An 18,681-nucleotide genomic window follows, 5' to 3' on the forward strand; every position below is an offset into this window, starting at 1 on the left:
TGCGAATTATTAATTGATGTTTTTTTATTTTCTATATTTGTTACTCGCGGTTTTTACTTTTCAATTCAAGCAAGTTCTAAATAATTTTTAATGTTTTTCTCATAATGCCTAGAACTATGCTATTATTAAAAGGATGCATTATAGATAAACTTAAATGAGGTTTTAATCCAATGTTAATTAAGTCACTTGTAAAAACAAAAAATAATTTAACAACCTTGCAAGAAGATACTACTCTTGCACAGGCGTTAGAAGTTCTAGAAGAATCTGATTTTCGCTGTGTTCCAGTTCTTGATAAAACTGGTCAAATTTTTCGCGGTAACATTTACAAAATGCACATTTATCGGCACAAATCCCGTGGTGGTGACATGGATTTACCTGTAACAAATTTGCTGAAAAACTCAACAAAATTCATTTCTGTTAATGCCGCCTTTTTTAACATTTTCTTTTCAATTAAAGATCTACCCTACATTGCTGTTCTTGATGAGCAAAGTCGTTTCTACGGCATTTTAACGCATACCAAGCTGCTAAGCATGCTTGCAGAAGGATGGAATATTCACGCAGGTAGCTATGTTTTGACGGTTACAACACGCGATGAACGCGGGTCATTAGTCAACATGGCCAAGGCCATCACTAAATATACGACTATTGCTAATTGTATATCATTAGATTTACAAGAGCCTAACGTAGTCCGTCGCATTTTATTCACTTTGCCTCCTGATGTAAATAGTGTCTTACTAAAAAAAATCGTTCATAATTTGGAACGTAAGGGATTTGAAGTTCCCGAAATTGAGAATTTACATGCCCAATTATAATGAAATAATAAAATGACCGCCTAATTCCAGTTGGATTAGGCGGTCATTTTATTATTACACTGAGTCACTAGGTTTCCATCACACATTTAAACTATGCGATGTTGTTTTGATAAGGATTTACTTTTTTTAGTATGTACTACTCGCATGAGTCGGGGTTTTAGTGGTTTGACTAAGTAATCCAATACTGACTTGTAACGCGTGATCAACACGTTTCATCGTACTATCTTCTAAATGCGTTACTCGATCACGTAATCGTTGCTTATCAATCGTCCGGACCTGTTCCAACAAAATTACCGAATCCTTCTCAATACCAACATATTCAGAATTAATCGGAACATGCGTTGGCATTTTCGGTTTTTGAATCCGAGCAGTGATTGCAGCAACGATTACAGTTGGACTATAGTGATTTCCAACATCATTTTGGATAATCACTACTGGTCGCATACCACCTTGTTCAGAGCCAATTACTGGCGACAAATCGGCGTAAAAGATATCCCCCCGCTTAATTTCAACCTTGGCCATTCCACCACCTCCTCATGCTGTACTCACAAACTTTCATTAAAATTTATAAAGGCCCTAATATCTGGCTAATTATAACATATCATGACAGTTTACGACCTTAAATTACAATTTTCCAATTAATTTCTTAGAATTCTTAGTAGACATACTCCCGCTTCAATCGAGTGGCTAAACTAGTCATAATCTCATAGTTAATTGTGTGAGCATATTCAGCGACATCCTCACAAGAAATTTGCTGACCTTTCTGCTGTCCAATTAACGTAACCTCAGTACCTGCAGCCATCTTATGTGGTAACTTAATCATCATTTGGTCCATGCATACGCGACCAACAATTTCACAAAACTCACCGTCAACTAACACATGGAACCCCTGCATTCTTCGTGGATATCCATCAGCATACCCTAACGGAATTGTTCCAATCCATTCGTCATCTTTTGCCTGATAAGTCGCACCATAACTGATAGACGAACCTTTTTGCACTTGTTTCACAAAATCAATCTTAGTAACTAATGAAAGTACTGGTTGAAGCTCAAATGGTGGATCAATTATCCTACCAGAAGGATTTAAGCCATACATTGCTATTCCAAAGCGAATCATGTTCCCGGTGACCGGTAAATGCCAAAGGCTGGTTGCAGAATTAGACACATGAATAAACTCTGGCAGAGACTCCATGTGATCAGTCAATTGATGCCATGTATCCATTTGCTGTGTGAAATAATCGAAACTAACCTCATCCGCCGTGGCAAAGTGAGTAAATATCCCTTCAAAGCTAAAGGGCCTTTTCTGAACCAGTCGTAATGCATGATCAAATTCATCACGCACCCGAAAACCGATTCTTCCCATTCCTGTGTCAAGAGCTAAATGAACCTTTAGTTTACCAGTAACCAATTGATTTTGAAGCAATTGACAATATTGCAACAACCATTCAGTTGATCCTACGGTTAACGAAATGTCATCTTTTTGAGCAAGCATAGCATTCTCAGGTTCAGTAATTCCCAGCACTAAGACCGGCACCTTAATTCCGGCATGCCTTAGCTCTAACGCTTCATCTAAAATGGCAACACACAAACCATCTGCACCGCCTGCAACAGCGGCATTGGCAACTTGAACAAGGCCATGACCATAGGCATTCGCTTTGACTACAGCAAATAATCTAGTTGAAGCCGGCAACAATTTTTTCTCATTTTTAATATTACTCTGAAGAGCAGCCAAGTTAATTACCAATTTGGTTGCCCGGTGTTCACCAACTACCATAATCACTTTGCTTCCTTTTCTAAAATAACTTGCGTCACCACTAGATCATGAATATGAGATACTGAGACATGTGCTTGACCATCAAAAACAGATTGCGTCAAAATCGGTCGCCCAACTTCATTATTTAAAATCTCAATATCTTGAAAAGATAACTCTTCACCAATTCCTGTACCATAAGCTTTAGAAAATGATTCTTTGAGCGAAAAACGTCCAGCAATAAATTCTCGTTTGTTTTGACCGCTAAGCAAATCATACTGTAATAGTTCTTTTTGGGTTAACACTTTAGCCGCAAAATGAGGGTGATTAGTTTGCATTTGATCAATGCGACTTATTTCAGTTAAATCAATTCCTGTTCCAAAAATCATTGTCAATCCTTCTTTTTAAACCGTCTATTTGAAGCCCTAATTATATCAAAAATTGAGTAATTAGACAATTCAAGTAATACTAATCTATCCAATGTTTCGCCCAAAAATAATTAAACAAAAAAACAATACAATTCAAAGTTCGAATCATATTGTTTATTTTGTCACGCAACTACGACTCTTATTCATAGCTGCTCAACCTATCAATATTAGCCTTTTTTATGGATGCTATATGAGTGTCGGCTAGAGTGTCCACTCCCATTACTAGAGCGACCACTAGAATGTCCATTACCGCCACGACTGTCACTGTGGTAACCACCACTCCCATGACGTCGATTGGAATTACCACGATAACCACCGCCTCGGTTTTGGCCTCGGTTTTGGCCGCCATTGCGTCCACCACCACGATGCCCACCGCCATTACCACCATGTTTATGGCTTGGTAATGGCCGTTCCGGTGTGATTTTAACCGGCGTAGCACTGGCATCATTTTTAGTAATATCATTAAGTAATGCTGCTACTAATTCAACTGGTTCGTGTTGACTCAATAACTCTTCTGCTTGAGCAGAAAACTTGTTAGTATCCGTAGCAGAAATTAGACTTTCCACTTCACTTAACGCATTAGCAAGCTGCCCTTTAAAGGCTTCCTCTTGTGTGGGCGGCTTAAGTGGCAACATGCGAACCTTCGTTAATTTTTCAATTTCACGAAGATAATCCATTTCGTTTGGTGTTACAAATGTTAGCGAAACACCATGATGTCCAGCACGACCGGTACGGCCAATACGATGAACATAACTATCTGGATCCTGTGGAATATCATAGTTATACACGTGAGTAACACCAGAAATATCAAGCCCACGAGCTGCTACATCAGTAGCAACTAAGATATCTAACTTACCTGCCTTGAATCGGCTCATAATTTGACTACGACGTTGTTGTGTTAAATCACCATGGATTCCTGCTGCGTTATAACCACGAGCAATTAATCCCTTTGATAACTCATCTACACGACGCTTAGTTCGTCCAAACACGATTGTTAAATCGGGATCCTGCACGTCAATTAAACGGGTCATTGTATCAAATTTTTCGAAATCACGTGATCGAACATAGTATTGATCGATCAATTCAGTCGTTAATTCCTTGGCCTTGATCTTAACTTGTTGTGGATCGCTCATGAACTGCACACCAATTTTTTTAATTGCTGGTGGCATTGTAGCTGAAAATAGTAATGTTTGTCGTGTTGTTGGCGTTTGTTTGATGATCGATTCAATATCATCTAAAAAGCCCATGTTTAACATTTCATCAGCTTCATCAAGTACCAAAGTCTGAATGTGTGCTAGCTTAACTGTGCGACGGTTAATGTGGTCTAATAGACGACCCGGCGTCCCAACCAAAACTTGAGGATGATTCTTTAAGTTATTGATTTGGCGGCGAATATCTGCCCCACCATAAACTACTTGGACCTTAACTTTTTTATCCTTACCCAAGCGATACATTTCTTCTTGGGTTTGAATTGCCAACTCACGAGTTGGCGAAATAATTAGTGCTTGAATTTCTGGATTATTTGTATCGACATGTTCAATAATCGGTAACCCAAATGCCGCGGTTTTTCCAGTTCCTGTTTGTGCTTGACCAATAACGTCTTGGCCTTTTAACACCATCGGAATTGTTTGTTCTTGAATCGGCGTAGCTTCTTCATAGCCACTACGCTTTACTGCTTTTAATAGGCTTTCTGATAAGCCTAACTCGCTAAAATTCAAATATGTTTCCTCCTGTTAATTACGAGTTATTAATCAAGACAAAATCCGTTGCCCAAACCGATTAACAACTAAAGTTAAAAATATACAACCTTGCTAGTATACAAGTTTTATCAGCAAATCGCAACTATGACGCCTATTTACGTTGTAAGCTTGCCAAAACCGTCTCCAAATGAAGCCCATGGCTGGCCTTCAACAATACAATGTCATCGGCAGTTAAATCATTTTCCAGCTGTTTAGTCATCCCTTCTTTTTGTTCGACCACATAATAATGCAATTGATTATCAGGATACTTATCTTGTAATTTATCCCGCAATACTTTCATGTGCGAACCAATTAAGTACACAGACTGAACTTTGCTTGGATCCAATTCTTGTGCCAACGAAGCGTGCAAGTTAGCTGCCGCATCGCCTAATTCCAGCATATCACCAAGCACCACCACTCTTTTTCCTTGGGCATGGGTTAATGAAAATGCATGGAGAACTTGTTTAGCAGCAGTTGGATTAGAATTATAGACATCACTTAGTATCTGTTCTCCCTTTTGTCCAACAACCCATTGTGCTCGGTTCTGGGTTAATTCAACGTGAGCTAAACCCGTTTGCATATTCATCGGGTCAATTCGCAACAAGTCTGCTACGCTCAAGGCAGCCAATGCATTATTTACATTATATTCGCCCATCATTGGGACAGTGAACTCGGTTTCTGGCCACATATTTGTAGTAAATTTAATCTCATGGCTAGTTAAATTAACACTAGTAGCATAGAGATCATTTTCTAATTGTCGGCCAAATGTTCGTTGCACACGATCAACTTGACTAGCACGTTGCGTTAATAAGGGCTCATCACCATTGAAAACAAATGTTCCATCTTCTTTTAAGCCGTGTGTGATTTCCATTTTGGCATCTGCAATTTTATCACGTGTCCCAAAAAATTCGATATGTGCTTCACCGATCATTGTAATAACAGCAATGTCTGGATTTACCATTTTGGTAAGAAAATCAAGTTCGCCCGGATGATCCATCCCCATTTCAACAACCACAGCTTCTGTATTAGATTCCATATTAAGCAATGTAACTGGCACACCGATTTGATTATTAAAATTCTCATAGGTTTTAGTCACATTCATTTGCGTACTCAAAATTGATGCAATCATGTCCTTGGTGGTTGTTTTACCATTACTACCCGTGACAGCCACAACGATAGGATTAATTTTACTTAAATAGTACTTGCCCAATTCCTGAAGCGCACGTAATGGATCTTTGACCACTAGAAAAGGTTGCTCGCCTTCTTCAAAGGGATGATCGCTAGCCCATAACGTTGCACTTGCTCCATGATTAAACGCACTGGACACGAATTTGTGCCCATCTTGTTTCCCATTTAATGGCACAAACAAAGCCCCATTAGCAATCTGGCGACTATCAAATGCAACACTGGATATTTCAACATCTTGCCATCTACTAATGTCATTTTCGACAGAAATTGCCTTGGCAACTTCTGCTAATTTCATTTTCATAAAAAGTGACTCCTCTTTTTCTCAGAACAATAACTGTCCGATTGTGCAACTAAATCATTATAGCATGGATTGGCAGCCAAGTAATAAGAATATAACATGATTTCTCCTCTAAATATTGCAATATTGGTAGCAGTTTAAGCCAGCAAAAAAGGGATTAACCAAGTGTTTTATGGTCAATTCCCTTTATCTAAAATTACATTTTTTCTAACCGTGCAATCCGTTCCTCAATTGGGGGATGCGTGTCAAATAAGTGTGTTACCGACCTTTTCTTTTTCATTGGATCGCTAATATACAGCGCTGAACTACTCGGATCAGCTTGTTTCATTGGTTTTGCGTTTGAAATTTTTTGTAATGCGGTAATCAAACCTTGCGGATTTCGTGTTAATTCCACACTACCAGCATCAGCTAAATATTCTCTGTTTCGTGACAAAGCCATTTGCGCAATTGATGCCGCTAATGGCCCTAAAATTACAATCAAAATAGAAAATATCATCAAAATAATCTGAAGATAACCGCCGCCTTCACTATCGTTACTGCGTCGACGACCACCACCCCACCAAAACGAGTGCATTCCAATGTTAACCAGCATGGCTATTACGGCTGATAGGGCCAATGCAATGGTAGATAGCCGAATATCATAGTTGCGGACATGTGACATTTCATGGCCAATGACAGCTTCCAGTTCCTCACGATTCAACTGCGCCATAATACCACTAGTTGCTGCCACTGCGGCATGCTCAGGATTATTCCCCGTTGCAAACGCATTAGGACTCGGATCATCAATAATGAATACCCGTGGCATGGGAACCTGGGCCACCATAGCCATGTCTTCAACCACGTGCCATAGCTCTGGCGCTTCATTTTCGTTTTTTATTTCACGACCATGATTCATATTCATGATGACAGACGTTGATTGTGCAATCATCATAACCATGTAAATAACACCAATCACCAAAGCCATGACCACTCCAGCAACATAACTATCAAAAAAAATATAACCAACGGCTGCCCCAATTGCTAATACCAACAATAAAAATCCGATCATTACATACACTGTCCGGCGTTTGTTTTGTGCAATTTGCTGATAAAGCATCTATTTTCACCCCATCAAATTAATTATCAAATGATACCTTAGGAACAGACTTTTCTTCTTCTGGTACTTGTAAGTAATCTATTTGTACAAAGTGCTGTAATTTCGCTACAATGTTAGTTGGAAATGATTGGATCTTCATATTTAAATTAGCTGCAGTTGAATTGAACAGTTGCCGTGAGTATGCAATCTTATTTTCCGTGTTGGTTAATTCTTCCATCAGTTTATTGTATTCCTGACTTGCTTTTAAGTCTGGATAGTTTTCTGACAAGGCAAAGATACTTTTAAGCGAGTCTGATAACTGATTGGAAACTTCCATTGTTTGCTGATGGTCTCCCGCTGGAATCTTGGTCAATTGGTTTCTTAATTGAACTACCTTTTCCAGTGTACTTGACTCATACTTGGCATAACCTTTGACGGTCTCCAATAGATTGGGAATTAAATCATTCCTTCGTTTCAATTGAACATCAATCTGGCTCCATGATTCTTGTGTATGTGTTCTTGCACGGACTAGTCCATTATAAATTCCGGCATAAATGGCAATTAGTAAGACGATAATTACAATCACAATAATAGTTGTCAGCATTTCAATTCCTCATTTCTTGGCTTATATTATTAGTTACTCTTTATACTAACGCATTATCCGCAGTGATGAAAGTTTTAACAACGGTGTTAACAAAAAATAAAAGATTAGAAAGGTGTTTACATTATGAATGTCCTGTTTGTTTGTTTAGGAAATATTTGTCGCTCCCCTATGGCTGAAGCAATGTTTACTAAAATGGTAGCTGATGAAGGCTTAGCTGATCTCATAAAAATTGATTCTGCTGGAACTAGTGATGAAGAAGAGGGAAATCCTCCGCATCCTGGTACTCGTAAAATACTCGCTAAGTATAATTTACCAGCTGCTAATTTAGTTTCACGACCATTAAACAACCATGACTACCTGAGTGCAGATTACATTATCTGCATGGATGACATGAACTTAGCTGACGTCAAACGGCGGGCGCCAGTCAATACAACTGCTAACATTAATGCTATTTTTGATATGACTCCAGCAAAAAAGGGTCAGGCAATTCCTGACCCTTGGTACACGCATCGCTTTCAAGATACCTACAACAGTTTAGCGGAAGCTTTACCGTCATGGCTAACATATTTCAAGCAGCAGTTGGAGAACTAGTATTTATTATTAAAGCTGCCACTTAACTGTTTCTGCACCTTTTCGGGTGCCTGCTTATACTTCATGGTTTTAACGTACTTACCACGAATCATCAACCGATTAGTACCCGTGGCATCACAGGTAATGAGGGTGATGATTTTTCTTTGTGGCGTATTTTCGACCACATCTAATCGAGTTGCTTTTATAAAAGTTCGTTTATATATTTTATATTCATAAACGTGCTTTAAATTCGTCAAGTAAATCTTTTGACCTACTTTTGCTTTCCAGTATAAGGGACTAAATAAGATTTTCTTATTATTCATATGATGTCCGGCCAAGGCATAATTACCTTTTCCCATCTTCATATCAGCACGCATAGTTCCAGCTGCCAGAGCAAGCACAGTGTTATCAACACCTTTAGCAATCGGTAAATTCATTTTAATTGATGGAATCGAAATTTCACCAATCACATTGATTTTTTGCTTATTGAGACGGGCCTTAGCAACACTTTGTAAATCTAACGATTTAACACTTGAAAAATCAAAGTTACCTTTCTTTTGACTATTTTTTTTGATACTACTTTGACTAACGGATGGTTTATATGAATCAACCAAATAATTTTTAATTTGTTGGTTAAAAATTAAGCCCAGTGACACTAAAATTAGTAGCGTCAATAAAATGCTACCTAGCCAGCGCTTAAACTTACTCGTTTGCTTTTTTTTCATTTTCCCCTCCAAAATAAGTTGGTTAATAATTGATCAGTGGTACTATACATAATATGAATTATTTCAAATATGAGTATACCGCATCTAAAAATAAATGAAAGGAATCAGTCGTTTCATGAAAATAATCAAACAAAAAATGTTTCGCCCACGAGAAACTTGGGAGAAAAATCTGATTGTTTTGTGGTTCAGTGTTTTTATGGCCGGGATGGCATTCTCTGAAATCATGCCGTTCATGTCACTTTATGTGGACACTCTGGGAACCTTTTCTAAAAGCCAATTGAATCTTTATTCAGGACTCGTTTTTTCAGTTACCTATATGGTAACAGCCGTGGTTTCACCGTTATGGGGTAAATTAGCTGACCGCCACGGTCGTAAAATAATGATTTTACGAGCATCTGCCGGGATGGCAATTGTATTGGCAATGATGGGGTTAGTTACTAACGTTTGGCAATTAATGGGATTGAGATTTATTCAAGGTATTTTCTCAGGCTATATTAGCAACGCTAATGCTCTAATTGCAACTGAAACGCCCAAAGAAAAAAGTGGTCGCGCTCTTGGTACTTTAATGGCTGGAACAACGGGCGGTAATTTGCTTGGGCCACTACTTGGTGGAACTCTTGCTTCAATATTTAGCTATCGAGTTACGTTCTTTATTACTGGCGGTTTATTAGGAATTGTCTTCTTTATGAGTCTGTTTTTGGTTCACGAAACTGACTTTAAGCCTGCAGCTAGCAAAGATTTATTTAGTACCCGTGGCGTCTTAAAGGCGCTAAAAGACCCACAAATGATTTTTGGCATGCTCCTAACCACCTTGATCATCCAGGCTTCTAACAATTCAATTACTCCCATAATTTCACTATATGTCCGCGAGTTAATGCACCATAATGGTGATGTTACCTTCGTGAGTGGGGTCATTGCTGCAATTCCCGGAATAGCAACAATGGCGGCGGCTCCCAAGTTAGGTGCCCTAGGTGATCGAATTGGAACTGAACGCATTTTGACGATTGGTTTTATCCTTGCTATTTGTTTTTTCATTCCCACCGCTTTTGTTACCAATGTTTGGCAATTAGGAATTTTAAGATTTCTCGTTGGTCTTTCAGACGCAACAATGATTCCACAAGTTCAAACCCTATTAGCTAAAAACACCCCGGCAATGGTCACCGGTCGGGTATTTAGTTGGAATCAAAGCTTTCAAGCAGTTGGAAACATTATCGGCCCGCTACTAGGAGCTGTGATATCAGGGTGGTTTGATTACAGTGGGGTTTTCTTATCCACAGCATTGTTAGTCTTTATGAACTTTTTACTATTTAGGGTCAACGTGGCAAATAAAAAAAGTGTGCGTTCCCGCGATTAGAAGTTGAAACACAACGGTAAAAGCTACTCGTTTAAGTATAAGAATGAAAATTATAACTTTTATCATTGTATATAAATTAGAGACAAAAAAGCTCGCAGAATATAAAATTCCGCGAGCTTTTTAATTTCAACATAATTAGTTCTTGAGACCATATTTTTTGTTGAAACGATCCACAGCACCATCGGCCTGGGTAAACTTCTGCTTACCAGTATAGAACGGATGTGAATCTGATGTAACTTCAACCCGAATTAATGGATATTCGTTACCATCTTCCCATTTAACTGTTTCCTTAGAAGTGGCTGTTGAGCCAGAAACAAACTTAAAGCCTGTTGATGAATCTTCAAACACAACTAAGTGATAATCTGGATGAATTCCTTGTTTCATAGTTTAATACGCTCCTTTGCCATGAATCATCGACTGAAACATAGTTATTTATCGTTAACCACAATAGATTACCATGAATTACAATTTTTAGCAACTCATTATTCTGTTACTTCTACTCCAGACTCGTCTTCGATATGCACATTAGCATTGAGTCGATTTAATTTCCACACAATTCTGTCATAGCCACGCAAAATATTGTCAGCATGAGTAATAACAGTCTGTCCACTAGCCATCAGCCCAGCAATCATCAAAGAAGCGCCAGCCCTAATTTCGCCTGCATCAACCTGTGCACCATGCAATTTAGTCGAATGATCAACTAAGATGACATCTTTTTGTGCTGAAATGTCTAGCCCCATCTTTTGCAATTCTGGAATATGCTTAACTCGTTGCGGATAAATTGTATCAACAATGACACTTACACCCTTGGCACACGCTAGTAACGGTGTAATAGGTTGCTGTAAATCAGTCGCAAAACCAGGGAAAGGTAGTGTCTTAACATTAATCGCCTGTAATGCCCCACTGTGTGGAACGAAGATACTATCTTCACCTATTTTTAATTGAACACCCATCTCAATCATTTTACTAGTAAACGACTCCAAATGTTCTGGAATAATGTTGTGTAACGTAATTCCATCACCAACAGCTGCTGCTAATGAAAGGTATGTTCCAGCCTCAATACGATCCGGAATAATGGTATGGGTATTCATTGATCGCAACGAATCAACACCTTCAATTCGAATTACGTCAGTCCCCACGCCTCTAATTTTTGCGCCCATGTTGTTAAGAAAAGTCGCTACATCAATAATTTCTGGTTCTTTAGCTGCGTTCTCAATTACTGTAGTTCCATCAGCACGAACAGCCGCTAAAATACTGTTAATTGTAGCTCCTACAGAAACCATATCCATAAAAATACGTGCGCCATGAAGTCCATTTTCAGCAGTAATATTAACTTTGCCATCATTTTCAACAACCTGGGCACCCATGGCCTTAAACGCCTTAATATGCTGATCGATTGGTCGTGGTCCAATATTATCTCCACCTGGAAAAGTCAAAACAGCACGGTGGAACCGTCCCAGAAGTGCTCCCATAAAGTAATATGATGCCCGTAAACTTTTAATTGCCTTGCTTGGTAATTCGCTTTCGATAATTTGTGTTGGATCAATGTTTAATACCCCATGATTAAAATCGGAATGTACATTCATTGATTCTAAAATGATCATTAAATTATGAACATCCAAAATATCTGGTACTGTGTCAAATTGAACAGGAGTATCGGCTAAAATTGCAGCTGGAATCAGCGCAACTGTACTATTTTTAGCACCGCCAATTGTTATTTCACCGGCTAACCGGTTTCCTCCTTGAATGATCATACTTTTCATTATTAAATTCCTCACTATAAAACTAGTTCATTGTTTAAAAACAATCAACTGTAATAATAAAGAAACCAGCGACAAATTACAACCGTTTCTAGCGATTCATTCAATTTGTTATCATAAAATTTAGCAATATTAACTATTATACGTGAAAATAATGTTTTTTAATTAACTTATTTTAATTAACTGTAGATAACAATTAAACTCCTACTTTTCACTAGCAGCTTTAACAAATGCTTCAAATAGGCCTTCTGGTCGATTAGGGCGTGACAAGAATTCAGGATGATATTGAGCTGCCACAAAGAATTTTTGTTGTGGCAATTCAATTACCTCTACCAAGCGATCATCCGGTGAGGTGCCAGAAAAAACCATTCCATGACTCGCCAGCTGTTCCCTAAACTTGTTATTAAACTCGTAGCGGTGACGATGTCGTTCGTGAATTAACTCCGCATTTCCATATGCTTTTGCAGCCACAGTTCCCGGAACTAACTTACATGGATACGAACCAAGTCGCTGTGTTCCACCTAAATCTTCAACACTTTCTTGATCTGGCATTAAATCAATCACATTAAATGGCGTATTTGGATCGATCTCAGCTGAGTTAGCATTTTCTAAACCAACCACGTTACGAGCAAATTCAACACACGCCATTTGCATTCCTAAACAAATACCAAGATATGGAACATCATGCTCTCGCGCATACCGAATTGCAGCAATTTTCCCCTCAATTCCACGCGTCCCAAAGCCTCCAGGAACTAAAATGCCATCGGCTTCTTGCAATAATGATTCCACATTTTGTTCATTGACATCCTCAGAATTTAGATGTGTAATTTCAACATTAGCGTCAACTGGATAGCCCGCATGTCTTAAGGCCTCATTAACTGAAATATATGCATCTTGTAAATCAGTATATTTTCCCACCATTGCAATCTTAATTGTCTTAGATAAATGACGAACATGGTCAACTAACTGACGCCAATCTTCCATATTAGCTTTTGGTGCAGTCACATGCAATTGATCACACACAATTTGATCCATATGTTGTTGCTGTAGATTTAATGGAATTTGGTAAAGGGTATCCACATCACGAGACTCAATCACTGCTTCTGGATCAACATCACAGAATAGGGCAATTTTTTTGCGCATATCTTCAGTGATAGCCTTTTCTGTTCTAACAACCAAAATATTGGGCTGAATTCCTAAACCACGTAATTCTTTCACACTGTGCTGTGTTGGCTTGGTTTTCATTTCTCCTGCTGCATGCAGAATTGGAATTAAAGTTGTGTGAATATACAGCACATTTTCAGCACCTACATCCCGTTTCATTTGCCGCAATGCTTCCATGAATGGTAATGATTCAATATCTCCAACAGTTCCACCTATTTCAGTAATCACAATATCAGCATCTGTACTTGTGCCAGCTCGCATAATTTTAGACTTGATTGCATCTGTGATATGAGGAATTACTTGGACAGTTGCACCTAAATAATCTCCATGGCGCTCCTTTTGTAGCACTTCTGAATAAATTTTCCCAGTTGTTACATTTGAATACTTGTTCAAATTAATATCGATAAAACGTTCGTAATGGCCCAAATCAAGATCTGTTTCAGTACCATCATCAGTGACAAAAACTTCCCCATGTTGATATGGACTCATCGTACCTGGATCAACATTGATATATGGATCGAACTTTTGAATTGTAATCTTCAAACCTCGATTTTTTAATAATCGACCTAGCGAAGCTGCTACGATTCCTTTTCCAAGTGATGAAACAACACCACCAGTTACAAAAATATATTTTGTCATTGTTTAACTCCTTTGGGAAAATTTGAAGGCCACCTTGCATTTCTAATCCAAAAAACAAAAAAATCCCTATTCATTTTGAATAGGGAGCATTTGATTCGAACTATGATGTCCCAATCAATAATTGGGAGCCCAAAATAGATGATACAAGGTTTATGAATGTTCGTCAAGCTAAATCAGAAATCTATTGATTATCCTCATCGTCATCATCTTCGTCGTCATCGCCAAAATCTTCATCATCAGCGAGTTCTGCTAGTTGACCTTCAATACCATCATCAGGAACGTCTTCTTCAACATCCGGATTTTCTGTGTCGTCATCATCATCAAAGTCATCATCGTCTTGATCAAAGGTATCATCATCGTCATCGCCTGTCAGATCTTGATCTTCAGGATCATCATCATCGTAGTCGATTACATCGTCATCATCACCAGCGTCAACTAAAAAGGCATTAACCTTCTTACGTTTCTTACGTTTTGGTTGATCCTCTTCGTCTTCATGAATTGTTGCTTCATCAATTGATTCGAATGGATACCATGCCCGAAGGCCCCATGTATTGTCACCAAGGGAAATAAAACTGCCATCGACATTTAAATCAGTATAAAACTGTGACAGGCGTTCTCTGATTTCCTCATCGCTCTTACCCAAATATTGTTGAACTTCATTCGCCAGATCAACAAAAGCCATAGCATCACCATGTTGTGCTAAAATGGCGTGTGCGACTTCAATCATTGAAAGCTCTGATTTGTCTTGGCCCTTAAAAACTTTTAAATCCAAATTGGTGCACATCCCTTCAAAAAGTCTAAACTACATAATACAATGTTATGCGTTAAATTGCAATCTTATTTGGTATTTTCCGATTAATTGCTTTTGAGCCCACAACTGATAATCAACAATTAGGTGCCCATGACCAGCATTGAAATCAATCTCTCGTAATACTCGGATTGTTCTAACCTCAAGCTTAATTAATCCATATTCACTTTGGTAATGAGTTTCAAACGTTTGGTTGGGTCGAAATTGAAACCGAGTGCGGTTAGCAGCATTACGTGTCAAAAATATATCGCCGTTACCATCAAATTTAAACGTTACCGGAATTTTAGTCTCGCCTTCCTGATATCTCAAGTAATACGCATCTTTAATTGACACTAACTGGCCAGTCTCATCAAAATTAAATTGTTCTTGCTCACCATCTTGTTCAATTGTGGTTTGCAAGCTGACTTTTACTATTATCTGATTGTCGATTTATTTCGCCCCCCTTTCATGCTTATCTATTTCTTATTATACTAACATTTTATCAGATTATAGTGGAAATAACGCACAGATTTAGTTAGTTCTATGACTTTAACCGGTCTTTTTTGTATAATAACATCAGTATGATTTTAAAATGAAAAGAAGAGCAGCATGCAAAATAAAATTAATTATCACCATATTGAAATCTTAGACCAACAATTAAAACCAAATAATAACCTCGCCTCATTTGCGTATACCAACGCATTGTTACGTCTTTTAGCACACATTGATTATCCTATTGTTCATTTTTGGACACTAGAAGATACTTTAATTTTAGGCTTAGCTGATCAGCGACTACCATACTTATCAGATGCATTGAATGAACTAAGCCAGCAACAATATCATTATTTCATTCGAAACTCTGGAGGATTAGCTGTCATCAGTAATGCTGGTATCTTGAACGTTTCTTTGTTCCTACCTCAGGTCAATGCTAAGATCACTATTGATGAATCGTATCAGGAAATGACAGATTTAATCAATGCTGCCTTTCCTGAACTCGACATTAATGCTTTTGAAATTGAGCACTCATATTGTCCCGGTAAATTTGATCTGAGTGTTAACGGTCAAAAAATTGGCGGTATGTCACAGCGGCGCAATCAAAATGGTGTGGTTATCATGCTTTATCTAAGTGTTAGCGGTGATCAATCTGCCCGAGGTAAACTAGTCGCTGATTTTTATGCCCATGGTTTAAAACAAGCAGAAAATAAGTGGAATTTCCCTGATGTCTGGCCCCAAACCATGGTCGACCTCGATGATTTATTGAATCAGCCTCTCTCAGTATCTGCTGCTAAAACTAGAATTTTAGCAGTTTTAAAGCGCCAAGATATCACCACAGGTACACTGGATTTACAGCAAAAAATGCAGCAACCAGAATTTCAAACCTTTCTAGATTACGAAACCAGTCAAATGCAGCAACGCCAAGACAAACTAAAAGGTAGTGTTTAATATGAGCTTTGCAGACGAAGAGTTAACAAAAGAAAAAGTTTTTCGTGATCCGGTCCACAACTATATTTACGTAGAAAATAAAATAATTTTAGATTTAATTAATACACCAGAATTTCAACGATTACGGCGAATCAAGCAGTTAGGCACTGCATCATTAATCTTTCATGGTGCCGAGCACACCCGTTTTGGTCATAGCCTTGGAGTTTATGAAATTACCCGGCGTATTTGCAACTTATTTCAACGCAACTATCCAACTAACCGACCGGGTGATGGCCTATGGAATGACAACCAACGACCAGTGGCATTATGTGCGGCATTATTACACGACATTGGTCACGGCCCATATTCACATACATTCGAACATATTTTTCACACCAATCATGAACAGATTACAACTCAAATTATTACCTCACCCGAAACTAATGTAAATAAGATTCTAAGACGAGTTGCTCCAGATTTTCCAAAACAAGTTGCCAGTGTAATCAATCATACTTACAAAAACCCACAAGTTGTCCAATTAATCTCTAGCCAAATCGATGCAGATCGAATGGACTATTTGCAACGCGATGCTTATTACACTGGTACGAATTATGGTAAATTTGATTTGGAACGTATTTTACGAGTAATGCGACCATATCAAGGTGGCATTACCTTTGAAATTTCAGGAATGCATGCAGTTGAAGATTACATTTTGAGTCGTTTCCAAATGTACCTCCAAATTTATTTTCACCCGGTTTCTCGGGCAATGGAAGCAATTTTAGAACACTTACTTAAACGTGCTAATGTCCTCTACAAAAAAGATCAACCTGACAACAGCGTCACCCCGCACATGCTCCTACCGTTTTTTGATCACAGTTTTACCTTGAAAGAGTATCTGGCTTTGGATGATGGTGTTTTGACTACCTATTTTGCACAATGGCGCAATTCATCGGATCAGATCTTATCAGATTTAGCGGCTCGTTTTTTAGATCGACGACCCCTAAAATCAGTCATTTATTCGAGTAATACTGAAAAATTACTTCCCAAATTACGAGATTTAATTCAAACTGCTGGTTTCAACCAGGACTACTATACAGCAGTTAATGACAGTTACAATCTTCCTTATGACACATATAATCCTCAAGGAACTAAACCCCAGACCCAAATCGAGTTAATGCAACCGAATGGTGATCTGGTAGAGTTATCGCAGCTTAGTACACTAGTGGCAGCCGTATCAGGAAAAACATCAGGTGACCAAAGATTCTTTTTCCCTCAAGAAATGTTATCACCACACAAAAACATTGAAATATTTGATCCAATTTATACTGAATTTCAAAGCTATATCAATAATAATCACATTATCAACCCACTTTAGGAGACAAACATGGCTATTAAATTAATTGCAATTGACATTGACGGAACTTTGTTAAACGAAAAAAATGAGCTAGCTCAGCAAACGATTGATGCAATCAAACAGGCGACCGCCCAAAATATTAAAGTTGTTCTATGTACTGGTAGACCGCTAACTGGTGCGCATCCATATTTGAAAAGATTAGGACTTGATCAGCAAGATGATAGTTATGTTATTACTTTTAATGGTTCGCTAGCTCAGACAACCAGCGGTAATGTTCTTGTTCGGCATACACTTAATTTTGATGACTACATTGATATTGAAGCCCTAAGTCGTAAAATTGGTGTTCATTTTCATTGTGAAACTGATCAATATATTTACACGGCCAACAAGGATCTAAGTCCATATACCATTGGCGAAGCGTATTTAGTACGAATGCCAATTCGATATCGCGAAGTTGGCGAGATGAGTTCTGATTTATCAATTTCAAAGGGAATGATGATCGATGATCCTTCAATTATCAGTCGCATCGAAGAAAAACAATTAATTCCAGACTCCATTAAGGATCGGTTCTACATCGTCAAAAGTGAGCCATTCTTCTTAGAATTTATGAATAAAAATGCTAGTAAAGGGAATGCCTTAAATGACCTTAGCAAACAACTAAACTTAGTTCCTGATGAAATAATGGCATTAGGCGATCAAGGTAACGATCTAACCATGATCAAATATGCAGGTTTAGGGGTTGCAATGGGCAACGCAACTGATGAGATTAAAGCAAATGCTGATCAAATAACCCTGACAAATGCCGAAAACGGTGTTGCGGCGGCAATTGAGAAGTACGCACTAAAATAAAGTGTGAACCACCCGTGAGTGGAGTAGAGATCGTATTATAATCTAGACCCAACAAAAAATCGAAGCATACAGACAAAGGCCTGTATGTGCGATAATCCCTTTGTGGTTGTCAGATGAAATGCAATAATTCATCTGATGATTATGGAGGGATTTTTGTATGTCC

Annotated in this window: 19 protein-coding genes; 6 read left to right on the plus strand and 13 right to left on the minus strand. The window is 38.3% G+C overall.

Features of this window, described 5'->3' with window-relative positions:
* The first annotated feature begins 170 nt into the window (after positions 1 to 170).
* Positions 171 to 812, plus strand: a complete 642-nt coding sequence (gene cbpA / locus FFM51_RS07250; RefSeq protein WP_137597972.1) for a cyclic di-AMP binding protein CbpA — start codon at positions 171 to 173, stop codon at positions 810 to 812.
* A gap of 126 nt (positions 813 to 938) precedes the next feature.
* Here cbpA and FFM51_RS07255 read toward each other — a convergent pair whose 3' ends face one another.
* From FFM51_RS07255 to FFM51_RS07285, 7 genes are all read right to left on the minus strand, one after another.
* Positions 939 to 1,334, minus strand: coding sequence for a type II toxin-antitoxin system PemK/MazF family toxin (locus tag FFM51_RS07255; RefSeq protein WP_137597973.1), 396 nt, complete (start codon positions 1,332 to 1,334; stop codon positions 939 to 941).
* A gap of 133 nt (positions 1,335 to 1,467) precedes the next feature.
* Positions 1,468 to 2,586 carry an alanine racemase gene (gene alr, locus FFM51_RS07260; RefSeq protein ID WP_137597974.1) on the minus strand — a complete coding sequence of 373 codons (1,119 nt, stop codon included), beginning with the start codon at positions 2,584 to 2,586 and terminating at the stop codon, positions 1,468 to 1,470.
* 2 nt (positions 2,587 to 2,588) lie between these two features.
* Entirely contained in the window at positions 2,589 to 2,951 is a 363-nt protein-coding gene (gene acpS, locus FFM51_RS07265) for a holo-ACP synthase (RefSeq protein ID WP_137597975.1), read from the minus strand.
* A gap of 206 nt (positions 2,952 to 3,157) precedes the next feature.
* Positions 3,158 to 4,708, minus strand: a complete 1,551-nt coding sequence (cshA, locus tag FFM51_RS07270; RefSeq protein ID WP_137597976.1) for a degradosome RNA helicase CshA — start codon at positions 4,706 to 4,708, stop codon at positions 3,158 to 3,160.
* Positions 4,709 to 4,841: 133 nt separating this feature from the next.
* Positions 4,842 to 6,218: a UDP-N-acetylmuramoyl-tripeptide--D-alanyl-D-alanine ligase gene (locus tag FFM51_RS07275; protein ID WP_137597977.1), complete on the minus strand. Its 1,377-nt coding sequence runs from the start codon at positions 6,216 to 6,218 to the stop codon at positions 4,842 to 4,844.
* 193 nt (positions 6,219 to 6,411) lie between these two features.
* Positions 6,412 to 7,311 (minus strand): zinc metalloprotease HtpX, encoded by a 900-nt coding sequence (htpX, locus tag FFM51_RS07280; protein WP_137597978.1) that lies wholly within the window; start codon positions 7,309 to 7,311, stop codon positions 6,412 to 6,414.
* A gap of 19 nt (positions 7,312 to 7,330) precedes the next feature.
* Positions 7,331 to 7,891, minus strand: coding sequence for a LemA family protein (locus FFM51_RS07285; RefSeq protein ID WP_414691958.1), 561 nt, complete (start codon positions 7,889 to 7,891; stop codon positions 7,331 to 7,333).
* 126 nt (positions 7,892 to 8,017) lie between these two features.
* Here FFM51_RS07285 and FFM51_RS07290 point away from each other — a divergent pair, with 126 nt between their 5' ends.
* The gene (locus FFM51_RS07290; RefSeq protein WP_137597980.1) at positions 8,018 to 8,485 is read left to right on the plus strand and encodes a low molecular weight protein-tyrosine-phosphatase; all 468 of its coding nucleotides are present in this window, start codon (positions 8,018 to 8,020) and stop codon (positions 8,483 to 8,485) included.
* On the opposite strand, the gene FFM51_RS07295 is transcribed toward FFM51_RS07290, so the two are convergent.
* Positions 8,482 to 9,189: a class A sortase gene (locus FFM51_RS07295; protein WP_137597981.1), complete on the minus strand. Its 708-nt coding sequence runs from the start codon at positions 9,187 to 9,189 to the stop codon at positions 8,482 to 8,484. The two genes, FFM51_RS07290 and FFM51_RS07295, sit on opposite strands and share 4 nt — an antisense overlap.
* A 115-nt stretch (positions 9,190 to 9,304) precedes the next feature.
* On the opposite strand from FFM51_RS07295, the gene FFM51_RS07300 reads away from it, so the two are divergent.
* The gene (locus FFM51_RS07300) at positions 9,305 to 10,543 is read left to right on the plus strand and encodes an MFS transporter (protein ID WP_137597982.1); all 1,239 of its coding nucleotides are present in this window, start codon (positions 9,305 to 9,307) and stop codon (positions 10,541 to 10,543) included.
* A gap of 135 nt (positions 10,544 to 10,678) precedes the next feature.
* Here FFM51_RS07300 and FFM51_RS07305 read toward each other — a convergent pair whose 3' ends face one another.
* The 5 genes from FFM51_RS07305 to FFM51_RS07325 form a co-directional block, all read right to left on the minus strand.
* Entirely contained in the window at positions 10,679 to 10,927 is a 249-nt protein-coding gene (locus tag FFM51_RS07305) for a type B 50S ribosomal protein L31 (RefSeq protein WP_044009967.1), read from the minus strand.
* A 98-nt stretch (positions 10,928 to 11,025) separates the two neighbouring features.
* Entirely contained in the window at positions 11,026 to 12,306 is a 1,281-nt protein-coding gene (locus tag FFM51_RS07310) for a UDP-N-acetylglucosamine 1-carboxyvinyltransferase (protein ID WP_137597983.1), read from the minus strand.
* A gap of 201 nt (positions 12,307 to 12,507) precedes the next feature.
* Positions 12,508 to 14,106, minus strand: a complete 1,599-nt coding sequence (locus FFM51_RS07315; protein ID WP_137597984.1) for a CTP synthase — start codon at positions 14,104 to 14,106, stop codon at positions 12,508 to 12,510.
* A 181-nt stretch (positions 14,107 to 14,287) separates the two neighbouring features.
* Positions 14,288 to 14,878 carry a DNA-directed RNA polymerase subunit delta gene (gene rpoE / locus FFM51_RS07320; RefSeq protein ID WP_307722386.1) on the minus strand — a complete coding sequence of 197 codons (591 nt, stop codon included), beginning with the start codon at positions 14,876 to 14,878 and terminating at the stop codon, positions 14,288 to 14,290.
* Positions 14,879 to 14,923: 45 nt separating this feature from the next.
* Positions 14,924 to 15,313 carry a YwiB family protein gene (locus tag FFM51_RS07325; protein ID WP_170999592.1) on the minus strand — a complete coding sequence of 130 codons (390 nt, stop codon included), beginning with the start codon at positions 15,311 to 15,313 and terminating at the stop codon, positions 14,924 to 14,926.
* A gap of 189 nt (positions 15,314 to 15,502) precedes the next feature.
* Between FFM51_RS07325 and FFM51_RS07330 the strand changes: the two genes are divergently transcribed.
* The 3 genes from FFM51_RS07330 to yidA are packed head-to-tail and all read left to right on the plus strand — an operon-like array spanning position 15,503 to position 18,518.
* Positions 15,503 to 16,336: a lipoate--protein ligase family protein gene (locus tag FFM51_RS07330; protein WP_137597987.1), complete on the plus strand. Its 834-nt coding sequence runs from the start codon at positions 15,503 to 15,505 to the stop codon at positions 16,334 to 16,336.
* A gap of 1 nt (position 16,337) precedes the next feature.
* A complete protein-coding gene (locus tag FFM51_RS07335) occupies positions 16,338 to 17,690 on the plus strand; it encodes an HD domain-containing protein (protein WP_137597988.1) in 1,353 nt (450 codons plus the stop codon).
* Between the two features lie 9 nt (positions 17,691 to 17,699).
* Positions 17,700 to 18,518 carry a sugar-phosphatase gene (yidA, locus tag FFM51_RS07340; RefSeq protein ID WP_137597989.1) on the plus strand — a complete coding sequence of 273 codons (819 nt, stop codon included), beginning with the start codon at positions 17,700 to 17,702 and terminating at the stop codon, positions 18,516 to 18,518.
* Positions 18,519 to 18,681: the final 163 nt, after the last annotated feature.

It is taken from the genome of Paucilactobacillus kaifaensis, assembly GCF_005405145.1.
Lineage (GTDB): Bacteria > Bacillota > Bacilli > Lactobacillales > Lactobacillaceae > Paucilactobacillus > Paucilactobacillus kaifaensis.